Annotated in this window: 15 protein-coding genes and 1 other annotated feature (1 of these 16 running past the window's edge); of the genes, 13 read left to right on the forward strand and 2 right to left on the reverse strand. The window is 41.7% G+C overall.

Going from position 1 to position 18,980, the window contains the following annotated elements; all coding sequences use genetic code 11:
- Positions 1-4 (reverse strand) — a sequence feature (23S ribosomal RNA rRNA prediction is too short); it reaches 253 nt to the left of the window's first position.
- Positions 1-284 (forward strand): hypothetical protein (locus A8805_RS00080; RefSeq protein WP_207657661.1); only part of this gene is annotated, 284 nt, incomplete at its 5' end. (Overlaps the previous feature by 4 nt.)
- A gap of 110 nt (positions 285-394) precedes the next feature.
- Here the strand turns inward: A8805_RS00080 and A8805_RS00085 are convergent.
- The gene (locus A8805_RS00085) at positions 395-2,029 is read right to left on the reverse strand and encodes an ABC-F family ATP-binding cassette domain-containing protein (RefSeq protein WP_109708199.1); all 1,635 of its coding nucleotides are present in this window, start codon (positions 2,027-2,029) and stop codon (positions 395-397) included.
- Between the two features lie 196 nt (positions 2,030-2,225).
- Between A8805_RS00085 and A8805_RS00090 the strand changes: the two genes are divergently transcribed.
- From A8805_RS00090 to A8805_RS00115, 6 genes are all read left to right on the forward strand, one after another.
- Positions 2,226-3,083: a patatin-like phospholipase family protein gene (locus tag A8805_RS00090; protein ID WP_109708200.1), complete on the forward strand. Its 858-nt coding sequence runs from the start codon at positions 2,226-2,228 to the stop codon at positions 3,081-3,083.
- A 43-nt stretch (positions 3,084-3,126) separates the two neighbouring features.
- Positions 3,127-5,244: a polyphosphate kinase 1 gene (gene ppk1 / locus A8805_RS00095; RefSeq protein WP_109708201.1), complete on the forward strand. Its 2,118-nt coding sequence runs from the start codon at positions 3,127-3,129 to the stop codon at positions 5,242-5,244.
- 2 nt (positions 5,245-5,246) lie between these two features.
- Positions 5,247-6,293, forward strand: a complete 1,047-nt coding sequence (locus A8805_RS00100; RefSeq protein WP_109708202.1) for an aldose epimerase family protein — start codon at positions 5,247-5,249, stop codon at positions 6,291-6,293.
- A 33-nt stretch (positions 6,294-6,326) separates the two neighbouring features.
- On the forward strand, positions 6,327-8,393 hold the full coding sequence (locus tag A8805_RS00105) for a DNA topoisomerase (protein ID WP_109708203.1): 2,067 nt from the start codon (positions 6,327-6,329) through the stop codon (positions 8,391-8,393).
- A gap of 196 nt (positions 8,394-8,589) precedes the next feature.
- Positions 8,590-10,998, forward strand: a complete 2,409-nt coding sequence (locus A8805_RS00110) for a glycyl radical protein (protein WP_109708204.1) — start codon at positions 8,590-8,592, stop codon at positions 10,996-10,998.
- A gap of 16 nt (positions 10,999-11,014) precedes the next feature.
- Positions 11,015-11,926 (forward strand): glycyl-radical enzyme activating protein, encoded by a 912-nt coding sequence (locus A8805_RS00115; protein WP_109708205.1) that lies wholly within the window; start codon positions 11,015-11,017, stop codon positions 11,924-11,926.
- 101 nt (positions 11,927-12,027) lie between these two features.
- Here the strand turns inward: A8805_RS00115 and A8805_RS00120 are convergent, their stop codons facing one another.
- Positions 12,028-12,840 (reverse strand): GntR family transcriptional regulator, encoded by an 813-nt coding sequence (locus A8805_RS00120; protein WP_109708206.1) that lies wholly within the window; start codon positions 12,838-12,840, stop codon positions 12,028-12,030.
- A gap of 271 nt (positions 12,841-13,111) precedes the next feature.
- Here A8805_RS00120 and A8805_RS00125 point away from each other — a divergent pair, with 271 nt between their 5' ends.
- The 6 genes from A8805_RS00125 to A8805_RS00150 all read left to right on the forward strand — a co-directional run bounded on the left by A8805_RS00125 (position 13,112) and on the right by A8805_RS00150 (position 18,979).
- Positions 13,112-13,882: a DeoR/GlpR family DNA-binding transcription regulator gene (locus tag A8805_RS00125; protein WP_109708207.1), complete on the forward strand. Its 771-nt coding sequence runs from the start codon at positions 13,112-13,114 to the stop codon at positions 13,880-13,882.
- Positions 13,883-13,909: 27 nt separating this feature from the next.
- Positions 13,910-14,509, forward strand: a complete 600-nt coding sequence (locus A8805_RS00130; RefSeq protein ID WP_207657669.1) for a sugar O-acetyltransferase — start codon at positions 13,910-13,912, stop codon at positions 14,507-14,509.
- 74 nt (positions 14,510-14,583) lie between these two features.
- The gene (locus A8805_RS00135; protein WP_109708209.1) at positions 14,584-15,195 is read left to right on the forward strand and encodes a DUF1349 domain-containing protein; all 612 of its coding nucleotides are present in this window, start codon (positions 14,584-14,586) and stop codon (positions 15,193-15,195) included.
- A gap of 260 nt (positions 15,196-15,455) precedes the next feature.
- Positions 15,456-16,427 (forward strand): ABC transporter permease, encoded by a 972-nt coding sequence (locus A8805_RS00140; protein ID WP_109708210.1) that lies wholly within the window; start codon positions 15,456-15,458, stop codon positions 16,425-16,427.
- A 50-nt stretch (positions 16,428-16,477) separates the two neighbouring features.
- Positions 16,478-17,473 carry a substrate-binding domain-containing protein gene (locus A8805_RS00145; protein WP_242992208.1) on the forward strand — a complete coding sequence of 332 codons (996 nt, stop codon included), beginning with the start codon at positions 16,478-16,480 and terminating at the stop codon, positions 17,471-17,473.
- Positions 17,474-17,503: 30 nt separating this feature from the next.
- Positions 17,504-18,979 carry a sugar ABC transporter ATP-binding protein gene (locus tag A8805_RS00150; protein ID WP_109708211.1) on the forward strand — a complete coding sequence of 492 codons (1,476 nt, stop codon included), beginning with the start codon at positions 17,504-17,506 and terminating at the stop codon, positions 18,977-18,979.
- The last annotated feature ends 1 nt before the right edge of the window (position 18,980 follow it).

Below are 18,980 nucleotides of genomic sequence, written 5' to 3' on the forward strand. Positions count from 1 at the left end.
TGCAGACTAAAGTCTGCTTTAATCCACAGTGGGATAAGGAGGAACAGGTCATGGCAAAAGAAGAAGGGCTATTAGAGTTTTTGGCACAGCAGGTAGGCGTCAATTATATTTCCGATTTGAGAAATAATATGTATCATAAGGACATAGTTAGCTGTATAGAGAATGTGGATGGCACAACCTACTTTGTACGCGAATGGCTGGATGTGCTGGATTATCTGACTGGTACAACAAAGAAGATCCAAAGTCCCGAGGAGGGGAAGAAAGCGTTGCTGGAAGCGTTATGAAAGGCATAAGGAAAAAGTAAAAGAGTGTATCAGGAAAATCCCTAAGGGACTCCTGGTACACTCTTATTTTATACGAAAAACACAGAGTTTCTATAATTGTATGTCTATTTCTAGTCATTATCCTCTGCCTGTATTGTATAGGTCTGGCGCTTTCTTGCCATCTCATCATTTTCCAGATATTCATCGTAAGTTGTAATCTTGTCAATCAGCTTTCCGCCTGGTACGATCTCCATAATCCGGTTTGCTGTTGTCTGTACGATTTGATGGTCCCGGGAAGTGAAGAGCAATACCCCTGGGAATTTAATCATTCCGTTGTTTAACGCAGTGATAGACTCCATATCCAAATGGTTGGTAGGTTCATCCAGCAACAGCACATTTGCGCCGGAAATCATCATTTTAGACAGCAGACACCGTACTTTTTCTCCACCGGAGAGAACTTTCAGGCGTTTTACTCCGTCATCACCAGCAAACAACATTCTTCCAAGGAATCCGCGGACATAGGTGACATCCTTTTCCTCTGAGTACTGGGTAAGCCATTCGGTAATGGTATAATCGCTGTCAAATTCCCCGCCGAAGTCTTTGGGGAAGTAGGCCTGGGAAGTGGTGATTCCCCATTTGTATGTTCCTTCATCGGGTTCCATTTCCCCAATTAATATTTTAAATAATATGGTTTTTGCAAGCTCATTGCTGCCCACAAGTGCAACCTTATCATCATGTCCTAAAGTAAAGGTGATATTATCCAGAATCTTTTCGCCATCAATGGTTTTAGAAAGGCCTTCCACAGTCAGGACTTCGTTTCCGATATCGCGGTTTGGACGGAAATCAATGTAAGGATATTTCCTGCTGGAGGGTCTGATGTCATCCAGCTCAATTTTTTCCAGCGCCTTTTTTCTGGAAGTAGCCTGCTTGGACTTAGATGCATTGGCGCTGAACCGGGAAATAAAATCCTGGAGCTCTTTGATTTTTTCTTCCTTTTTCTTGTTTGCTTCCTTCATCTGACGAATCAAAAGCTGACTGGATTCATACCAGAAATCATAATTTCCGGTGTAGAGCTGAATCTTGCCGTAATCGATATCTGCAATCTGAGTACACACCTTATTAAGAAAATAACGGTCATGAGATACCACAATTACTGTGTTGTCAAAGTTAATTAAAAATTCTTCCAGCCATGCAATGGCATCCAAATCCAAATGGTTGGTTGGCTCGTCCAGAAGCAGGATATCCGGATTCCCAAATAAAGCCTGAGCAAGCAGAACCTTGACTTTCTCTGCTCCTGTCAGGTCTTTCAGGTATTTGGAATGGAGTTCTGTATCGATACCAAGTCCATTCAGGAGAGTAGCAGCATCAGATTCTGCTTCCCAGCCATTCATAGTGGCAAATTCCCCTTCCAGTTCACTGGCTTTGATTCCATCCTCATCTGTAAAATCTTCCTTCGAATAAATGGCTTCTTTTTCTTTCATAATTTCGTATAAACGGGCGTTCCCCATAATTACGGTATCAAGCACCACATATTCATCATATTTAAAATGATCCTGCTGCAGGAAGGAAAGACGCTCACCGGGTGTGATGGCGATTTCTCCCTTGGTAGGTTCCAGCTGACCGGATAAAATTTTCAGGAAGGTGGACTTTCCCGCGCCGTTGGCACCAATCATGCCATAGCAGTTTCCTTCAGTAAATTTAATATTTACATCCTCAAACAGCGCTTTTTTCCCTACGCGTAATGTGATATTATTTGCACTGATCATAGTATAATCTCCTTTATCTATTCATGTTCCTGTAATCCTAACGATTATCTTAACATGAGATGAACTAAAATAGCAAGGCTTATGGCGATTTTCATACTGTTTGGACGGAATGTTATATAAATGTTAATTTTTAAAGATGGGTGTTTTCGAATACTGGAAACCGTTATATAATAGGAAAGGAAAGTGAGGAAAGATTATGCAGAAAGCAACATTAGTTTTGGAAGGCGGAGCAACACGCGGGGTATTTACATCAGGGGCTCTGGATTACCTGATGGAACAGGATTTATATATGTCACATGTGATCGGGGTTTCTGCGGGAGCATGTAATGCAGTAGATTATGTATCCAGGCAGCCCGGCAGGACGAGAGACTGCATGATACCCACAGACAAGAGTATAAATTATTATTACGGTTTCCGGAAGTTTGTGAAGGAAAAAAGTCTGATGGATATGGATATGATTTTTGATGCATTTCCGAATCACCTTTTTCCATTTGATTATGACACATATTCCCAATCTGAGATGGTCTGTGAGCTGGTAGTGACAAACTGCCTGACAGGCAAGGCAGAGTATCTTGACGAGCGCATTGACAGGGAAAAGCTGATGAAAATCTGCCGCGCTTCTTCCAGTATGCCTCTGGTGACTCCCATTGTAAATATTGACGATATACCATATTTGGACGGAGGGCTTGCAGACAGCGTGCCTCTGAAGCGTGCGAAGGAGTTGGAAAATGAAAAGATTGTGGTGATTCTGACAAGAAATGCAGGATACCGGAAAAAAAGGGTGTCCAAGGGTCTGGCGGAAGTATACCGCAGGGCTTACCAGTCTTATCCGAAACTGGTTAAGGCAATTCTGACCAGAAGTTTTTATTATAACCGTACGATGAATCATCTGGAAACGTTAGAAAAACAAGGAAAGATATTTGTATTGCGCCCGCTTGTGAGACCAGTAGCAAGAATGGAGCGCAAGCAGGAAATATTGACGGCGTTTTACAATCACGGATATGAGCTGATGAAGGAGAATCACAAAAGATTGACAGAATATCTGGAGAAATAGAAGAGCGTGTATTTGTGAAATTCTGGAGGGATGAGAAAAGAATATGAGTAAAACAACATCAAACTATACACAAAATAGAGAGTTGTCCTGGCTCCGGTTTAACCAGCGGGTGCTGGAGGAGGCAAGAGACCAGAGTGTACCGCTTTTAGAGCGCATGAAGTTTGTAGCTATATTTATAAGTAATTTGGATGAATTCTTTATGATCCGGGTAGGCAGCCTGTACGACATGGCATTTGTGGATAATACAACAAAAGACAGTAAATCGGGTCTGACCCCTGGAGAGCAGCTGACGGCTATTTATGAAGCAGTGGCGCCGCTGTATAAAGAAAGAGATAAAACATACGCTGAAATTAAAAAACAACTTCATCCATATGGAGTATGCGGCCTGGACTTTAAAGAATTAGAGCAGCCGGAGAAGAAGTACGTGAAGAAGTACTTTAAGGAGCAGGTGCTGCCTCTTCTTTCTCCTCAGATTGTGGATGCGAACCATCCTTTTCCCCATTTGCTGAATAAGGAAATTTATGTAGTGGCGGATTTAAAGCTGGCAGATAAGAGCATGATGGGTCTTGTACCTGTGCCCCAGTTTATTTCCGATATCTTATATCTTCCGGGACATGATATTCGTTATATCAGAATGGAAAAGGTGATTATAGAATATCTGGATATTGTGTTCGACCAATACCAGGTTTTTGATAAGAACTATATTTGTGTCACACGCAATGCAGATATTTCACCGGATGACGAAGCATATGCAGATAGTGAAGACTTCCGCTTTATTATGAAAGAAGCTCTTCACAAGCGCAGGAGAATGGCAGTAGTGCGGCTGGAGGTGGCAAATCCCCTGAAAAAGGAGATGGAGAATTACTTCTGCGATAAGTTTAACATTACACCGGCCTGCATTTTCCGCACAAAAATGCCGATGAAGCTGGATTATATGTTTGCCATAGCGGATAAGGTCCCTCCGTCTATGAAACGTTCCCTGACTGCCGAGTCCTTTTCTCCCCAGCACTCAGCAGCCGTGGCGAAAGGAAGTGTTATGGCGCAGGTGAAGAAGAAGGATATCCTGCTTTCTTATCCGTATGAAAGCATGGAACCGTTTCTGCAAATGATAAAAGAAGCTTCCACGGACCCAGGCGTTATGACAATTAAAATTACAATCTACCGTCTGTCAAAGAAAAGCCGGCTTGTAGAATATTTGTGTGCGGCGGCGGAGAATGGAAAAGAAGTTACGGTTTTGATTGAATTGAGGGCCAGATTTGATGAACAGAACAATATCGACTGGTCTGAGCGTATGGAGGAGGCCGGGTGCAGAGTTATATATGGTTTTGAGGACTATAAGGTACACTCCAAAATCTGTCTGATTACATACAGGAATAAAAATGAAATCAGATATATCACCCAGATAGGTACAGGAAATTACAATGAAAAGACAGCAAGACTGTATACAGATTTTTCTCTGATAACCGCTAACCAGGCAATTGGAGAAGATGCAGCGGTGTTTTTTAAAAACATGTCCATTGGGAATCTGGACGGTATATACCAGCATTTGGTTGTGTCTCCAACCACCTTGAAGTCCAAAATGCTGGTACTGATAGATGAGGAAATTAAAAAAGGGGCAAATGGCAGAATCATTATGAAGATGAATTCTGTGACAGATATGGATTTTATAAATAAGGTTGCGGAAGCATCCAGGGCAGGTGTGAAGATTGATTTGATTGTACGCGGTATTTGCTGTATTTTGCCGGGGATTCCGGGGGAAACGGAGAATTTGACGGTGACCAGTATTGTAGGGCGTTATCTGGAACATCCAAGAGTGTTCGTATTTGGCACAGGAGGAGAGCAGAAAGTGTACATCGGCTCCGCAGATATGATGACCAGAAATACAGAAAAACGGGTAGAGGTAGCATGTCCGATTTACGATGGCGCTGTTAGAAAACGGCTTGTAAACAGCCTGAATCTTATGCTCAGGGATAATGTGAAAGCAAGAGTGATGCAAAGTGATGGTACGTATAAGAAAAAAGCAATAACCGGAGAGGCTGTGAATTGTCAGGAAATATTTATGAAAGAGGCCCTGAGTGCAAAGCCTGAGGTAGGAGCATCAGAAAAACCATCTTTCCTGAGAAGACTGAGAAAGTATTTTAATAGAAGGCAGGAGGTATAATAATGGGCGTTTTGGAAGAAAGAGAATTTGGAAAGACGGGAGAGGGAGAAAAGGCTCATCTCTATACAATTACCAACAGCAGAGGCATGGAGATAGCAGTTACAGATTATGGTGCGGCACTTGTTACTTTGAAAGTGCCGGATAAAAACGGGACATCCTTAGATGTAGTTTTAGGATATGATGATGCAGCAGGATATGCGTCCGCAGATACATATTTTGGTGCAACGGTGGGCAGAAATGCTAATAGAATAGGCAAAGCCTCCTTTGAAATTAATGGAACCCATTATACTTTGAATAAGAATGACAATGGGAATAATCTGCACAGCGGAACAAAGTATTATAACAAGCGAATCTGGCAGGTTGAGGAGGAACAAAAAAACAGGATTACCTTTTCTCTTCACAGCCCGGACGGGGATCAGGGGTATCCGGGGGCTCTTACTATGAAAGTTGCCTATGAGCTGACAGAAGATAACGTGGTACGTATAAATTATCATGCCGTACCGGACCAGGATACCATTATCAATATGACCAACCACAGTTATTTTAATCTGAACGGACATGACAAGGGAAGCATTTTAAAACATCAGATGAAGATTGATGCGGATTATTTTACCAGGGCTGACCAGGAATCTATACCGACGGGAGAACTTGTGGATGTGACCGGAACTCCTATGGACTTTCGGACTCCTAAGGAAATTGGGGCAGAAATTGACGCAGATTATGAGGCAACCTGTTTCGGACAGGGCTACGACCATAACTGGGTATTGAAAAATGCCGGAAAATTTGCTAAAGTAGCTGAAGCAGTTGGTGATACCAGCGGTATTGTGATGGAAGTATGGACAGATTTGCCTGGGGTGCAGGTGTATACAGGAAATTTCTTGCAGCAGGAAAGGGGAAAGAACGGTGCAGTTTATGAAAAGCGGGCAGCAGTCTGCTTTGAGACGCAGTATTTTCCGGATGCCATCCATCATGAAAACTTCGTAAGCCCGGTATGCCGGGCCGGCAGTAACTATGAGACGGTCACAGAGTATCGTTTCTACACGCAATAAGTAAAAAAACGAGAGCAGGCAGTATAAGGATATATGGGGAAATCAGTATATATTGCGGAAAAGCCCAGTGTGGCTCAGGAATTCGCAAAAGCATTAAAATTGAATACAAAACGCAGAGACGGATATTTAGAATCAGAGGAAGCAATTGTGACCTGGTGCGTGGGACATCTGGTTACAATGAGCTATCCTGAGGAATATGATCCCGCTTTGAAACGCTGGAATCTAAATACTCTTCCTTTTATCCCGGAAACATTCAAATATGAAGTGATTCCGGCGGTGGCGAAGCAGTTTCAGATTGTAAGCGGGCTGCTCACCAGGGATGATGTGGATACCATTTATGTATGTACGGACTCCGGGCGTGAGGGAGAGTATATTTACCGTCTGGTGGAGCAGGAAGCCCATGTAAAGGGGAAACAAAGGAGAAGGGTCTGGATAGATTCACAGACAGAAGATGAGATTTTACGCGGAATCAAAGACGCGAAAGATTTATCAGAGTATGATAGTCTCAGTGCGTCGGCTTATTTGAGGGCGAAAGAGGACTATCTGATGGGAATTAATTTTTCCCGTCTTTTGACTCTGAAGTATGGCAACAGTATTTCTAATTATTTGAATACCAAGTATGCAGTGATATCTGTAGGACGTGTTATGACTTGTGTGCTTGGAATGATTGTGCGCAGAGAGCGGGAAATAAGGGACTTTGTGAAAACCCCGTTTTACCGGGTTATAAGCACGGTGGAAGCCCAGGGACAGACATTTGAAGGGGAATGGCGGGCAGTACAAGGTTCCCGTTATTTTGAATCCTTTGATTTATACAAAGAGAACGGTTTTAAGAAAAGAGAAAAGGCAGAGGAACTAGTAGCATATTTGGAGGAGCCTCAGCCTTTAACGTGTCAGGTTGCATCCATTGAAAAGAAAAAAGAGAAGAAGAATCCTCCTCTTCTTTACAATCTGGCGGAACTGCAGAATGATTGTTCAAAGCGGTTTAAAATCAGCCCGGATGAGACACTTCGGATAGTACAGGAACTTTATGAGAAGAAGCTTGTCACTTATCCAAGAACAGATGCCCGTGTGTTGTCCACGGCTGTGGCAAAGGAAATCAGCAAGAATTTAAACGGGCTTTCCAAGTATCCAATGGCAGCGCCTTATTTGGAAGACATCTTGAATTTTGGCAGCCATAAAAGTCTGGCAAAGTCCAGGTATGTAAATGACAAACAGATTACAGACCACTACGCTATTATTCCTACAGGACAAGGATTAAGCGCTTTAAAGGCTGTTTCTGCCACTGCAGGAAAAGTTTATGACTGTATTGTAAGAAGATTTTTAAGCATTTTCTATCCTCCGGCGGTATACCAGAAGGTATCGATCGTCACAAAGATTAAAGAAGAGAGTTTCTTTTCCAGCTTTAAGGTGCTTGCTGAAGAAGGGTATCTGAAAGTGGCAGGTACTTCCCAGTCCAGGAAAAACACATCAGTTCAGACAGATAAAAATAACAGTGAAGGCTCTTTGGGCAATGAAGACGGCGGGAATGATGAAAATCAGGAAAACCGTGGAGAACAGGATTTGGATGCCAGTTTCTTTCAGATTGTACAAGGGCTGAAAAAAGGTGCGGTTCTTCCGGTACGTTCTTTGGATATTAAAGAAGGAGAGACTTCCCCTCCAAAAAGATATAATTCCGGTTCTATTATTCTGGCTATGGAAAATGCAGGGCAGCTTATTGAGGATGAGGAGCTGCGCGCGCAGATTAAAGGAAGCGGCGTCGGAACCAGTGCGACCCGGGCAGAGATTCTGAAGAAGCTAATACATATAAAGTATTTATCACTAAATAAAAAAACACAGATTATCACACCTACTTTGCAGGGAGAAATGATATATGATGTGGTCGACAACTCTATTAAGTCCCTGCTCAATCCAGATTTAACGGCAAGCTGGGAAAAGGGATTAAATTATGTAGCAGAGGGAGATATCACGCCTGACGATTACATGAAGAAGCTGAATCATTTCATCATCAGCCGGACAAACGGAGTGAAAAGTCTGAATAATCAATATCAGCTCAAAAATTGTTATGACCGGGCAGCTCAATTTTATTCCGGGAAAAAATAAGGCTCTCACCACTATGGATAGAGAGCCTTGTTAATGAAGTCAGATCCACTATGATTAATCAACTCGAAAATTATCTATTTAAAATGTTCGCTTTTGAATAAATTCTGTTTAAAAACTCCTTTGCAGTAATTGAATTACAAACTCCAAGTGTTAAGATGAAATTATAAAAGTTAATTACACTGGAAAGGAGTATGTTATGTTAATAGACAAAAAGCTTCTCCCAAAGGGTTTTTCCAGGGAGGAAAGAACAAACAAATTAAATCATGCAATGAGAAGTGTAAAACCGGCTATCTGTATTGAGCGTGCCCGGCTGATTACAGAAAGTTATAAACAGACAGAAGGAAGCCCCTATATTATCCGAAGAGCAGAGGGAATGAAATACCTTTTGGAGCATATGACAATTTTTATTGACGAAGATGAACTTATTGTAGGAAATCATGGGGCTGAACCGCGCTCAGCTCCGTTGTTCCCCGAATTCGGCGGATTTAGCAAAAAAGAACTGGATATGATGCCTACCAGAAAAGTAGATACGCTGCAAATCACCGAGAAGGATAAAGAGACGCTGTTGACGGAAATTTATCCATACTGGGAAAATAAATCTATAGGGGATTTATCCAGGTATTATATTGATGAGAGAATTATGAAGGTGTTGGATTCAGAATACCGTGTATTCAACCCTCTGAGCCGTGCCAGAAGCGGATACGGACATTATCTGCCTGACATTAAGAAAATTGTAAATCAAGGATTCCGCAGAGTAGAGGAACAGGCAAAGGATTTTTTGGAAAATCTGGATATTCTTGATCCTGAGTTTACGGATAAAACACATTTTTACAAAGCTGTTCTAATTGTCTGTGAAGGAGTTAAAATATTCCAGAACCGCTTTGCCAGCCTGGCAGAAGAGATGGCGGAAAAAGAACAGGATGAGCGAAGGAAAGGAGAACTTTTTCTGATTGCTTCTAACTGCCGCCGTGTTCCCTATGAACCGGCGCGCACATATTATGAAGCCCTTCAATCATATTGGTTTACAATTCTGATTGATTACTGTGGACAAAATGGTTCGGCCATTTCCGGGGGCAGGCTGGATCAATTGTTTTATCCATATTATAAGAACGACATGGAGAAAGGAACACTGGTAAAAGAGGAAGCCCGGGAAATCCTGGAGGCACTTTGGGTGAAAAGTAGTGATATCATTAAAGCAGGAACCTATATGAGTGCCCGAAATAATGGCGGTTTTGCTACAACCATCAATGTAGTTCTCGGCGGGGTCGATAAGTATGGAGAAAACGCAGTAAATGACTTTACCTATATATGCCTGGATGCGGAACAGACCGTATTCAATTCCGAGCCAAATACCAGTATTCGTATTTCCGAAAAGAATCCTGATGAATTCCTTCAGCGAGTGTTAAAGATTCTGGTGGAAAATGAGGGCGGTAAACTTCCGTTTTTCAATGATGATATGATTATTAAGGGGCTTATGAGAGACGGACTTACTCTCGAGGATGCCAGGGATTATGCAATTGTAGGGTGTGTGGAACCTACAGGACAAGGCAATACCATGGGCAGAACCAACGCCTGCTATTTTAACCTGGCAAAATGCCTTGAACTTGCATTGTTTGACGGTGTCTGTCAAATGTCAGGAGAACAATTGGGACCCAAAACAGGAAGATTTGAAGCGTTCAAAACATTTGAAGAGCTAAAGAAAGCATATGAGATACAAGTGAAGTATTTTGTTGACATGATGGTAAGCTCACTAAATTCTATTGAGCTGCTTCATGCAAGATTTGGACAGCACATCTATTGCTCCATGCTGCTGGAAGGATGTCTGGAAAAGGGGAAAGACTGTACGCAGGGAGGGGCAAAGTATGATTATGTGGGCGTCCAGGGGGTAGGTATTGCCGATGTAGGTGATTCGCTGACGGCTATTGAGGAGGTTGTATTTGAGAAGAAAGAATTGGCTCCGTCACAGCTTTTAAATGCATTGAGAACCAATTTTGAGGGGCAGGAAATACTCAAGTACAGGTTAATAAACCGGGTAGCTAAATATGGAAATGATATTTTAAGAGCAGACGAAATGGCGGCCTATGTAGGGAAACAATATTGTGATAGTGTAAAAGGCCACCGTTCCGCTTTCGGGGCTATTTACCGACCGGGCTTGTTCTGCCTGTCCTCCAACACTCCGCTGGGACGCCAGGTTTGTGCACTGCCCAGCGGCAGGGAAGCCGGGACACCTTTGGGAGACGGAGGCATATCCCCTAAGCATGGAATGGATATATCCGGTCCCACCGCGGCATGCAAATCTGTGGCAAAAGTGGATCATGAAAATGCCATTAACGGGGTGAATTTCAACATGAAATTCATGCCGACTATTCTCAAGACAAAAGAAGAACGGCAGAAGCTGATTGATATGATCCGTACCAATTTTTCTATAGGAGGTATGCATATCCAGTTTAATATCCTCACGCCTGAAAAGCTGATGGATGCGCAGCAGAATCCTGACAGGCATAGAAATCTGGTTGTGCGTGTTGCTGGTTACAGTGCATTTTTTGTCGAGCTGGATAAAGATATACAGGACGAGATAATCAGCAGAACCATGCAATGTGTATGACAGAGAGGGGAGAATAATGGAAAAACAAGGAAACGTATTTGATATACAGAGATACAGCATCCATGACGGACCGGGAATAAGAACAGTTGTCTTTTTAAAAGGCTGCCCCCTGCGCTGCAAATGGTGCTCTAATCCGGAATCATGGCAGGAGTATCCACAGCTCTTTTATGCGGCTTCAAGATGCATAGGCTGTATGTCCTGTGTTGAGAACTGCCCCAATGGGGAAGTGACGGCAGAGGACGGCCTGAAGATTCACTGGGAAAAATGCCGGCATGAAAATCTGCAATGGACAGACGTCTGTCCAACGAAAGCATTGTCAGTAAAAGGAAAACCGATGACTACTGAGGAAGTATTCTCTGAAATAATGAAGGATGCTGCATTTTACAGACGAAGCAATGGAGGTGTCACTCTTTCGGGAGGAGAGCCTCTTTTACAGGCTGATTTTGCAGAAGGGCTTTTAAAAATGTGCAAAGAGGAGGGAATACACACCGCTGTTGAGACCACCGGGTTTGTTTCCAGGGGAAATCTGGAAAAGGTACTTCCTTATACGAATCTATTTTTATATGATTTAAAATCTGCTGACAGCCGGGTGCATAAAGAGTGGACGGGAGTAGATAACCACAAAATTATGGAAAATTTGCAATGGCTGGCAGGACAGGGTACAGACATCTTTGTCAGAACGCCTATGATTCCCGGAGTAAATGACAAAGAGCAGGATATTTTGGATATAATTGAAATATTGCAGAGAAATAAAATATGTAATTATGACATTCTTCCCTTTCACCAGTATGGAAGTGCGAAATACACTTCCTGTGGGATTGAATATACAATGCAGGACGTGAAAGCCCATGAAGAGGAGTATGTAGAAAAAATCCGAAATATGATACGCAGTTATCAACTGTCTACGGATATGGAAAACAGGGCATAAATATAAAAAAGGCATCCTTCTTATATCGTAATCTCAAATAATATTTCGAATATAAGAGGGGTGCCTTGTATTTTTCTCATGTCTGTTTAGTTATCAAAGACTCAGGATAATGTAACCTGCCGCCTGATATCAATGGGACTTTTGCTGGAAGGTATATTCTTATATAATTCCAGTTGGAATACACACTTGTCGGCTCTGGTAATGGAGGTGGTAAACTCAAAAATGAATCCTGAATCTAGATATGAAATTCGCTGGATTTTATAGCCGGGTACTTTGGAGGTACATTTTAGAAGCTCTGCTTCATCTTTATTAATAATAATCGCTTCAATTGTTTCTGTGGCCCGATAAAGATTAAGGGCATAGCGCTCACTTAGTACATTATATAAAGATACAGAGGAAAAATCGAAATATTCAATCTGCTTACACAGATAATAAGGAATAAAGGTCTTCTCAAACAATATAGGCTCATTATCGGCACAGCGTAACCGGTAAAGTTTGAAAACCTTGGTCTGTGTGGGAGGGAGCATGAGCTGTTCACGTAAAAACTGGTCCGCATCTATTATTTCACTTTTGATAACAATGGAGGTGGGAACAGCTCCCAGTTCCCGCATATTTTCTGTAAAATTATATAAATAGTTAATGTTTCGTTTCATCTTGGAGTCAGCGATAAAGGAGCCTCGTCCCCTGTAGCGTACCAGCAGGCCCTCATCCACCAGGCGGTCCATACACTGGCGGACCGTAGTGCGGCTGATATTTAAGATATTGCATAGATTGGCTTCTGTAATCATCTGATCCCCAGGCTTAAGGACTCCGGCTTGAATTTGTATCTTAATATAAGAGGCTAGCTGCTCATATAAGGGGGAATCGCTGTCTGACGAAAAGTGAAAAGTTTCTTTAAAATAATTGATATCCAATTGTATGCTTCCTTTCCGAAAAATAAAAATTTCCGCACAGAATAAAATGAATGAAACATAGTAAAATGGCGGATACAGATGTTTTATTTGTTTCGATAATATGATAAATTATATCACATTCAATTAACATTTACCAGATGGTGGAAAAGAAGAAATAACTGGATAATAAAATTTAAATATGATATAATACATATGTATCATACAAATAATATAAATATATTATCATATATATTTACAAAAGGCAATACGGCTATGAAAAAGGAAGAGGCTTATGCAGGAACGCAGAAAGGTAATCTTAAAAGAGCTTGAACAAAACGGCTATGTCAGAGTCAGCACATTGAGTCAATTGCTTCAATGCACGGAAATGACAATCAGGAGAGACTTAAGCGAAATTGCAGAAGAGGGCCTTTTGAAAAGAACACATGGGGGAGCTGTTAAAATAGGAAATAATTTTGTGACTGATAATGTAAAGGATTTACTATACAGCAATCTGCACCGTAAAATATACATTTCTAAAATAGCTTACAATATGATAGATGATCAGGATACCATATTTCTTGATGATGCTACAACCTGCCTGTATCTGGCAGGAGAGATTAAGAAAAATGTAACAAAGTCCGTTAATGTTATTACGAACAGCATACTACTGGCATCTGAGCTGATGCAGACTGCACACGTCACTCTGAAAATGATTGGAGGAGATGCTGCCGCCAACTTGTCTGCAACTGTGGGACCAGAAGCCTTGGAACAGATAAGGAAGTACCGGGCAGATAAAGCCTTCATTGGGGTAAATGGAATTGATTTTCAGAAAGGAATTACTGGAATTGGGTATCCGCAAATGGAAATTAAACAGGCAATGCTCGGTCATGCCGAAAAAATCTATATACTTGCAGACAGCAGCAAATTTGGGTATACATATCTTTCCCATATATGCCAGTTGGATGAAGTAACGGCAATTTTGACAGACAGTGATTTAAGAGCTGCATATAAGGCTGAAATTCAGAAATACCAGTACCCGGTAATTTGGAAAATAGAAGAATAGAAGGGAGCAAATATGAGTAAAGAACACATAAGTGAAAAGGAAAAGTGTCAATTGGGACTTTTATACGATGCCAATTATGACAAAGATCTAATAGAAGAGAGAAACAGATGTAAGGACCTCTGTCATCTTTTTAATTCCTGTCTGCCGTCTGAGCACGAAAAACGTGGAGATATTATGAGGCGCATACTGGGAAAGACAGGTAAGGAATTTTTGATTGAACAGTCTTTTTGGTGTGATTATGGATATAATATTGCGATTGGTGAAAATTTTTATGCGAATCACGGATGTGTTATACTGGATGCCGCTAATGTTACATTTGGGGACAATGTTTTTATAGCGCCTAATTGTGGATTTTACACAGCAGGCCATCCTGTCAGCCCCGATTTGAGAAACCGGGGGCTGGAATATGCAAGATCTATAACGGTGGGAGATAATGTCTGGTTTGGAGGAAATGTCTCTGTGATGCCGGGAGTTGTAATCGGAGACAATACCATTATAGGTTCAGGAAGTGTGGTAACAAAAAACATTCCCTCTGGTGTGATTGCCGCAGGAAATCCATGCAGAGTATTGCGGAATATAACGTCGGAAGAGATGGGAAAAGAGCGAAAAAGCGTGGAAGAAATGTAAAAATGAAGGGGAAATATAAGGGCGGAAGATTCTCTGTATAAAGAATCATGGACAGGTATGAAAGGAGCAAATTTATGAAAGTACAATACGAGAATATCCCATGGGAAGCCGGAAAATGGACAAATGAACCAGCTTCTGTAAAAAACGAAGATGGAGGCCTGATTGTAACGGCAGTCCATGAAAGTGATTACTGGGAAAAAACATTGTATCACTTTTGCCATAGAAACGGACATGCTCTGTTGGCAGACATGAAACGAACGGAGGCTATGGAGGTTACATTTCGTCTGGAAGATTTTAAGGAGCTATATGACCAGGCCGGAATGATGCTGTGGTATGATGAAAACCACTGGATAAAAATCAGTATAGAAGTAATTGACAAAGAACCAAACATCTCAATTGTAGTAACGGATGAATACTCCGATTGTTCCAATTTTCCGGTTCCATCCTGGAAAGGGAAAAGTGTGACATTCCGCGTGTCGCCTTTTGAGGATGCTGTTTTAATCAGAGTACGAACCGAAGACAGCCGCTGGATGACAGTGCGTCTGGCAAGATTTCCCTATGAGGAAGGGATGCAGGCAGGACCAATGATTTGTGCTCCTGTCAGGGAAGAACTGCAGGTAACATTTACCAGATGGATAAAAACCGCAACGGACGTGGCACAACATGAAGATCCCCCCATAGTTTAAAGGGATTTAAGAAATGATTATTAAAATAACATGGAGCAAGGTATATCAATACGATGTACCTTGCTCTTTTTGATTGCATTGATATCAATTAAATAGGTTTACCTTGTGATGTTGAATTGTGATTATTATAGAAAACACACACTTGTTTTTGTGCAATATGTAAGTATTTTGTAATTGTTTTATAAGAGTATTGACAATACTTAATGAACAATATATATTAAATGTATCATACATTTGAAACAAATGAAAAGGAGGTTAGTATGGGGAAGAATAAAGTAATGAAAGTAAATGAGAACAGTGTACTTATTAAAAACCTGAAAACGATGGGAATTTTATGGGCTTTAATTTTGGTTTGTATTATCGCCGCTATTATTTCTCCTAATTTCTTGAGACCGGCGAATGTGGTCAATGTCGTCCGCTCTGTTTCCTTGAATGGGATTATTGCAATGGGAATGACTTTTGTTGTTCTGACTGGAGGCGTTGACCTGTCAGTCGGATCGATTGTAGGAGTGGTGGCAGTCTCTGCGGCAATGATGATGCAAATGGGAATTCATCCTGTAATCACGGTAGTGGCCAGCTTATTGATTGGATCCTTTCTGGGATTAATTAATGGGATTGGTGTTACAAGAGGAAAACTGGCACCGTTTATTATGACTTTAGGTACAATGACAGCGCTCCGCGGTGTTGCCAGATACATAGCCAACGGTTCCCCACAGAATTGGAATGATTCAGGAATAGATTTTTCGTTTCTTGGACAGGGAAGCATCCTAGGAGTTCCGGTACCGGTATACATCTTTTTGGCTGTATTTTTGATCGCATTTTATGTGCTGAAATATACAGAATGCGGAAGAAGTGTATATGCGTTGGGAGACAGCCGGGAAGCCGCAAGATTGTGTGGAATCCATACGAAAAGGGTTGAGACAATGTGCTTTGTCATCACAGGCTTTTTATCTGCATTATCCGCGATTATTTTTATTTCCAGACTTGGAATCGGACAGCCGGAGGCAGGTGAAGGATATGAGCTGGATGCTTTGGCCATGGTATATATCGGAGGAGCAAGTACTGCCGGAGGAAGCGGAAGCGTAGTAGGCACACTGGTTGGTGCATGTCTGATATCCGTTATTAGTAATATTCTCAACCTGATGGGAATTTCTCCGTTTATTCAGAAAGTAATTCAGGGTGTAATTATTATTCTGGCAGTTCTTCTGGAACGCAGAACAAAGAAAAACTAACAGCACGAGAGGTGCTTTAGTAAATATGAATTTCATAAGGAGGAAAAAGAATGAAAAGGAAAGTTATCAGTGCGATTTTGTGTATGGCAATGGTGGTAACAATGACAGCAGGATGCAGCAAAGGTGGCAGTACAGCTGATGAAGCAAAGGACGATAAAGCGCAGGTTTCTGACAGCGGTGAAAAGAAATTTACCATAGGTATTTCACAGGGAACAATGAATCATCCTTTCCGCGTGGCTATGGTGGACGAAAATGTAAAATATGCAGAAGAAAATTACCCGGAATTTGAATGCATCACAACGGATGGACAGAATGACTCAGCGACCCAGGTACAGGATGTAGAGGATCTTCTGGCACGTGGAATCGACTTGCTCATTATTTCTCCGCTGACGTCGGATGCTTTGACACCTGTATGCAAGAAAGCTATGGATCAGGGGATTCCGGTTATAACGTTGGACAGAAATCTGGAAACTGAAGTCACCTGTTTTATCGGTGCGGAGAATAAACCTATGGGAGTGGCTTCTGCGGATAAATTAGCAGAGGAGCTTGGCAATAAGGGTAAAATCATAGAAATTCAAGGCACAGCAGGTGCGCCAGCTACGATTGACCGCCACGATGGCTTTGCGGAACAACTGGAAAAAGAATATCCTGATATGAAAGTTATAGCGACACAGTATTGTGACTATTTGAGAGAAAATGCGATGTCATTTATGGACGATACACTGCAGAGATTCGGACCTGGAGAAATTGACGCTATTTATTGTCATAATGATGAGATGGCACTGGGTGCACTGGAAGCTATCAAAACAGCAGGACGTGAAGATGAAGGTATCCTTATTATAGGTATGGATGGAACAGAAGTGGCATTTTCTGAAATTGAAAAAGGTAACATGTTTTTTACAGTTGTTTATCCCTACTGCGCACCAGAAGGTATGCAGGCAGCATACGAGATTCTTGAAGGAGACGGAGTGGAACAGCGTTGGAAACTGGATACTGCAATCGTTGATAAGGATAATGTAAAAGACTGGATTGGTAAAGGTCTGTAAATGAAAAGACTATAGTATGGAGGTGCAGCAATGCTTAAAATGAACCACATTTCAAAAGGATTTCCCGGTGTGAAGGCACTTGATGACATATCAATCTCCGTAAAAAAGGGAGAAATCCATGCATTAGTAGGGGAAAATGGAGCAGGAAAGTCCACGTTGATGAAGATTTTATCAGGGGCGTATTCTCTGGACAGCGGAGAAATTATTTTGGATGGCGAGAAGATTGAGAATACAACGCCTGCAAAAATGATTGAAAAGGGGATTGCAGTTATATATCAGGAGCTGATGCTGTTGTCTCACTGTACTGTAGCTGAAAATATTTTTCTGAATAGATATCCTAAGACGAAGATGGGAAAAATTGATTATAAAAAAATGGATCGGAATGCCCGCAAGGTGATACAAGAACTGAAGCTGGATCTGGATACGAAAGCTATAGTAAAAGATTTAAGTGTGGCAAAACGGCAAATGGTAGAAATTGCAAAAGCCATGTCCAGAAATGCGAAGGTTGTTGTTTTGGATGAACCTACGGCGGTGCTGGGAGATAATGAACTAGAGGGACTGTTTGGAATTGTCCGCCAGTTGGCAGCAGAGGGGGTTACCTTTATTTATATATCCCATAGACTGAAAGAAATCTTTGAAATTTGCACCAATCTGACAATTATGAAAGATGGTAAGTTTGTAGAAAGTGGTGCGGTAGAACAGTATACAACAGAAATGTTGGTTAGTAAAATGGTAGGGAGAGATGTGAAAGATATTTATCCCAAGCGAGAGAAAAATATCGGAGATGTCATACTTTCAGTGAAAGGGCTGACAAGAAGAGGAATTATTAACAATATTAATTTTGACCTGCGCAGAGGAGAAATTATTGGGATTGCAGGTCTGGCAGGGGCGGGGCGCTCTGAGATACTGCGCGCCATTATTGGAGCTGACCCTATAGATGAAGGGACAATAGAGCTGGAAGGAAAACCTGTCAGGTTCAGGAATGTTAAAGAAGGAATCCTTGCGGGCTTAGGAATTGTTCCTGAAGAACGGAAGGAAGAAGGGCTGATGCTGCAGCAGAATATTATTTTCAACATGACGATACCTGCTCTGAAACAATATAAGAACCGGTTTGGAACACTGAAACTGGGGCAAGAGGCAAAAATAGCAAAAAAATATATTGAAACATTTCAGGTACGGCCGGGTTCGGCCCATACCATAACCAAGTTTATGAGTGGAGGAAACCAGCAAAAGGTAGTGTTGGCGAAATGGATTGCCGCAGACTGCAAAATCCTGTTAGTAGATGAACCTACCAGGGGAGTAGATGTAGGGGCAAAAGAAGAAATCTATGAGATATTAAATCAATTAATAGGAGAAGGACTTTCCATTATCATGGTATCCTCAGAACTGCCTGAACTTTTAGGAACTTGCGATAGAATTATGGTAATGAATGAGGGCAAACAGACCGGACTGTTTAATGTTGAAGAGTGTTCGGAAGAAACTTTGATGAGATTTGCGGCAAATTAAG

Source organism: Faecalicatena contorta (genome assembly GCF_003149105.1).
In the GTDB taxonomy this organism is placed as follows: domain Bacteria; phylum Bacillota; class Clostridia; order Lachnospirales; family Lachnospiraceae; genus Muricomes; species Muricomes contortus_C.

Excerpts from the sequence above, each read along its gene's own strand:
- A8805_RS00115 (WP_109708205.1), top strand. The coding sequence starts at position 11,015 with ATGGAAAAACAAGGAAACGTATTTGATATACAGAGATACAGCATCCAT.
- A8805_RS00125 (WP_109708207.1), top strand. The coding sequence starts at position 13,112 with ATGCAGGAACGCAGAAAGGTAATCTTAAAAGAGCTTGAACAAAACGGC.
- A8805_RS00105 (WP_109708203.1), top strand. The coding sequence starts at position 6,327 with ATGGGGAAATCAGTATATATTGCGGAAAAGCCCAGTGTGGCTCAGGAA.
- A8805_RS00145 (WP_242992208.1), top strand. The coding sequence starts at position 16,478 with ATGAAAAGGAAAGTTATCAGTGCGATTTTGTGTATGGCAATGGTGGTA.
- A8805_RS00135 (WP_109708209.1), top strand. The coding sequence starts at position 14,584 with ATGAAAGTACAATACGAGAATATCCCATGGGAAGCCGGAAAATGGACA.
- A8805_RS00140 (WP_109708210.1), top strand. The coding sequence starts at position 15,456 with ATGGGGAAGAATAAAGTAATGAAAGTAAATGAGAACAGTGTACTTATT.
- A8805_RS00110 (WP_109708204.1), top strand. The coding sequence starts at position 8,590 with ATGTTAATAGACAAAAAGCTTCTCCCAAAGGGTTTTTCCAGGGAGGAA.
- A8805_RS00100 (WP_109708202.1), top strand. The coding sequence starts at position 5,247 with ATGGGCGTTTTGGAAGAAAGAGAATTTGGAAAGACGGGAGAGGGAGAA.
- ppk1 (WP_109708201.1), top strand. The coding sequence starts at position 3,127 with ATGAGTAAAACAACATCAAACTATACACAAAATAGAGAGTTGTCCTGG.
- A8805_RS00090 (WP_109708200.1), top strand. The coding sequence starts at position 2,226 with ATGCAGAAAGCAACATTAGTTTTGGAAGGCGGAGCAACACGCGGGGTA.
- A8805_RS00085 (WP_109708199.1), bottom strand. The coding sequence starts at position 2,029 with ATGATCAGTGCAAATAATATCACATTACGCGTAGGGAAAAAAGCGCTG.
- A8805_RS00150 (WP_109708211.1), top strand. The coding sequence starts at position 17,504 with ATGCTTAAAATGAACCACATTTCAAAAGGATTTCCCGGTGTGAAGGCA.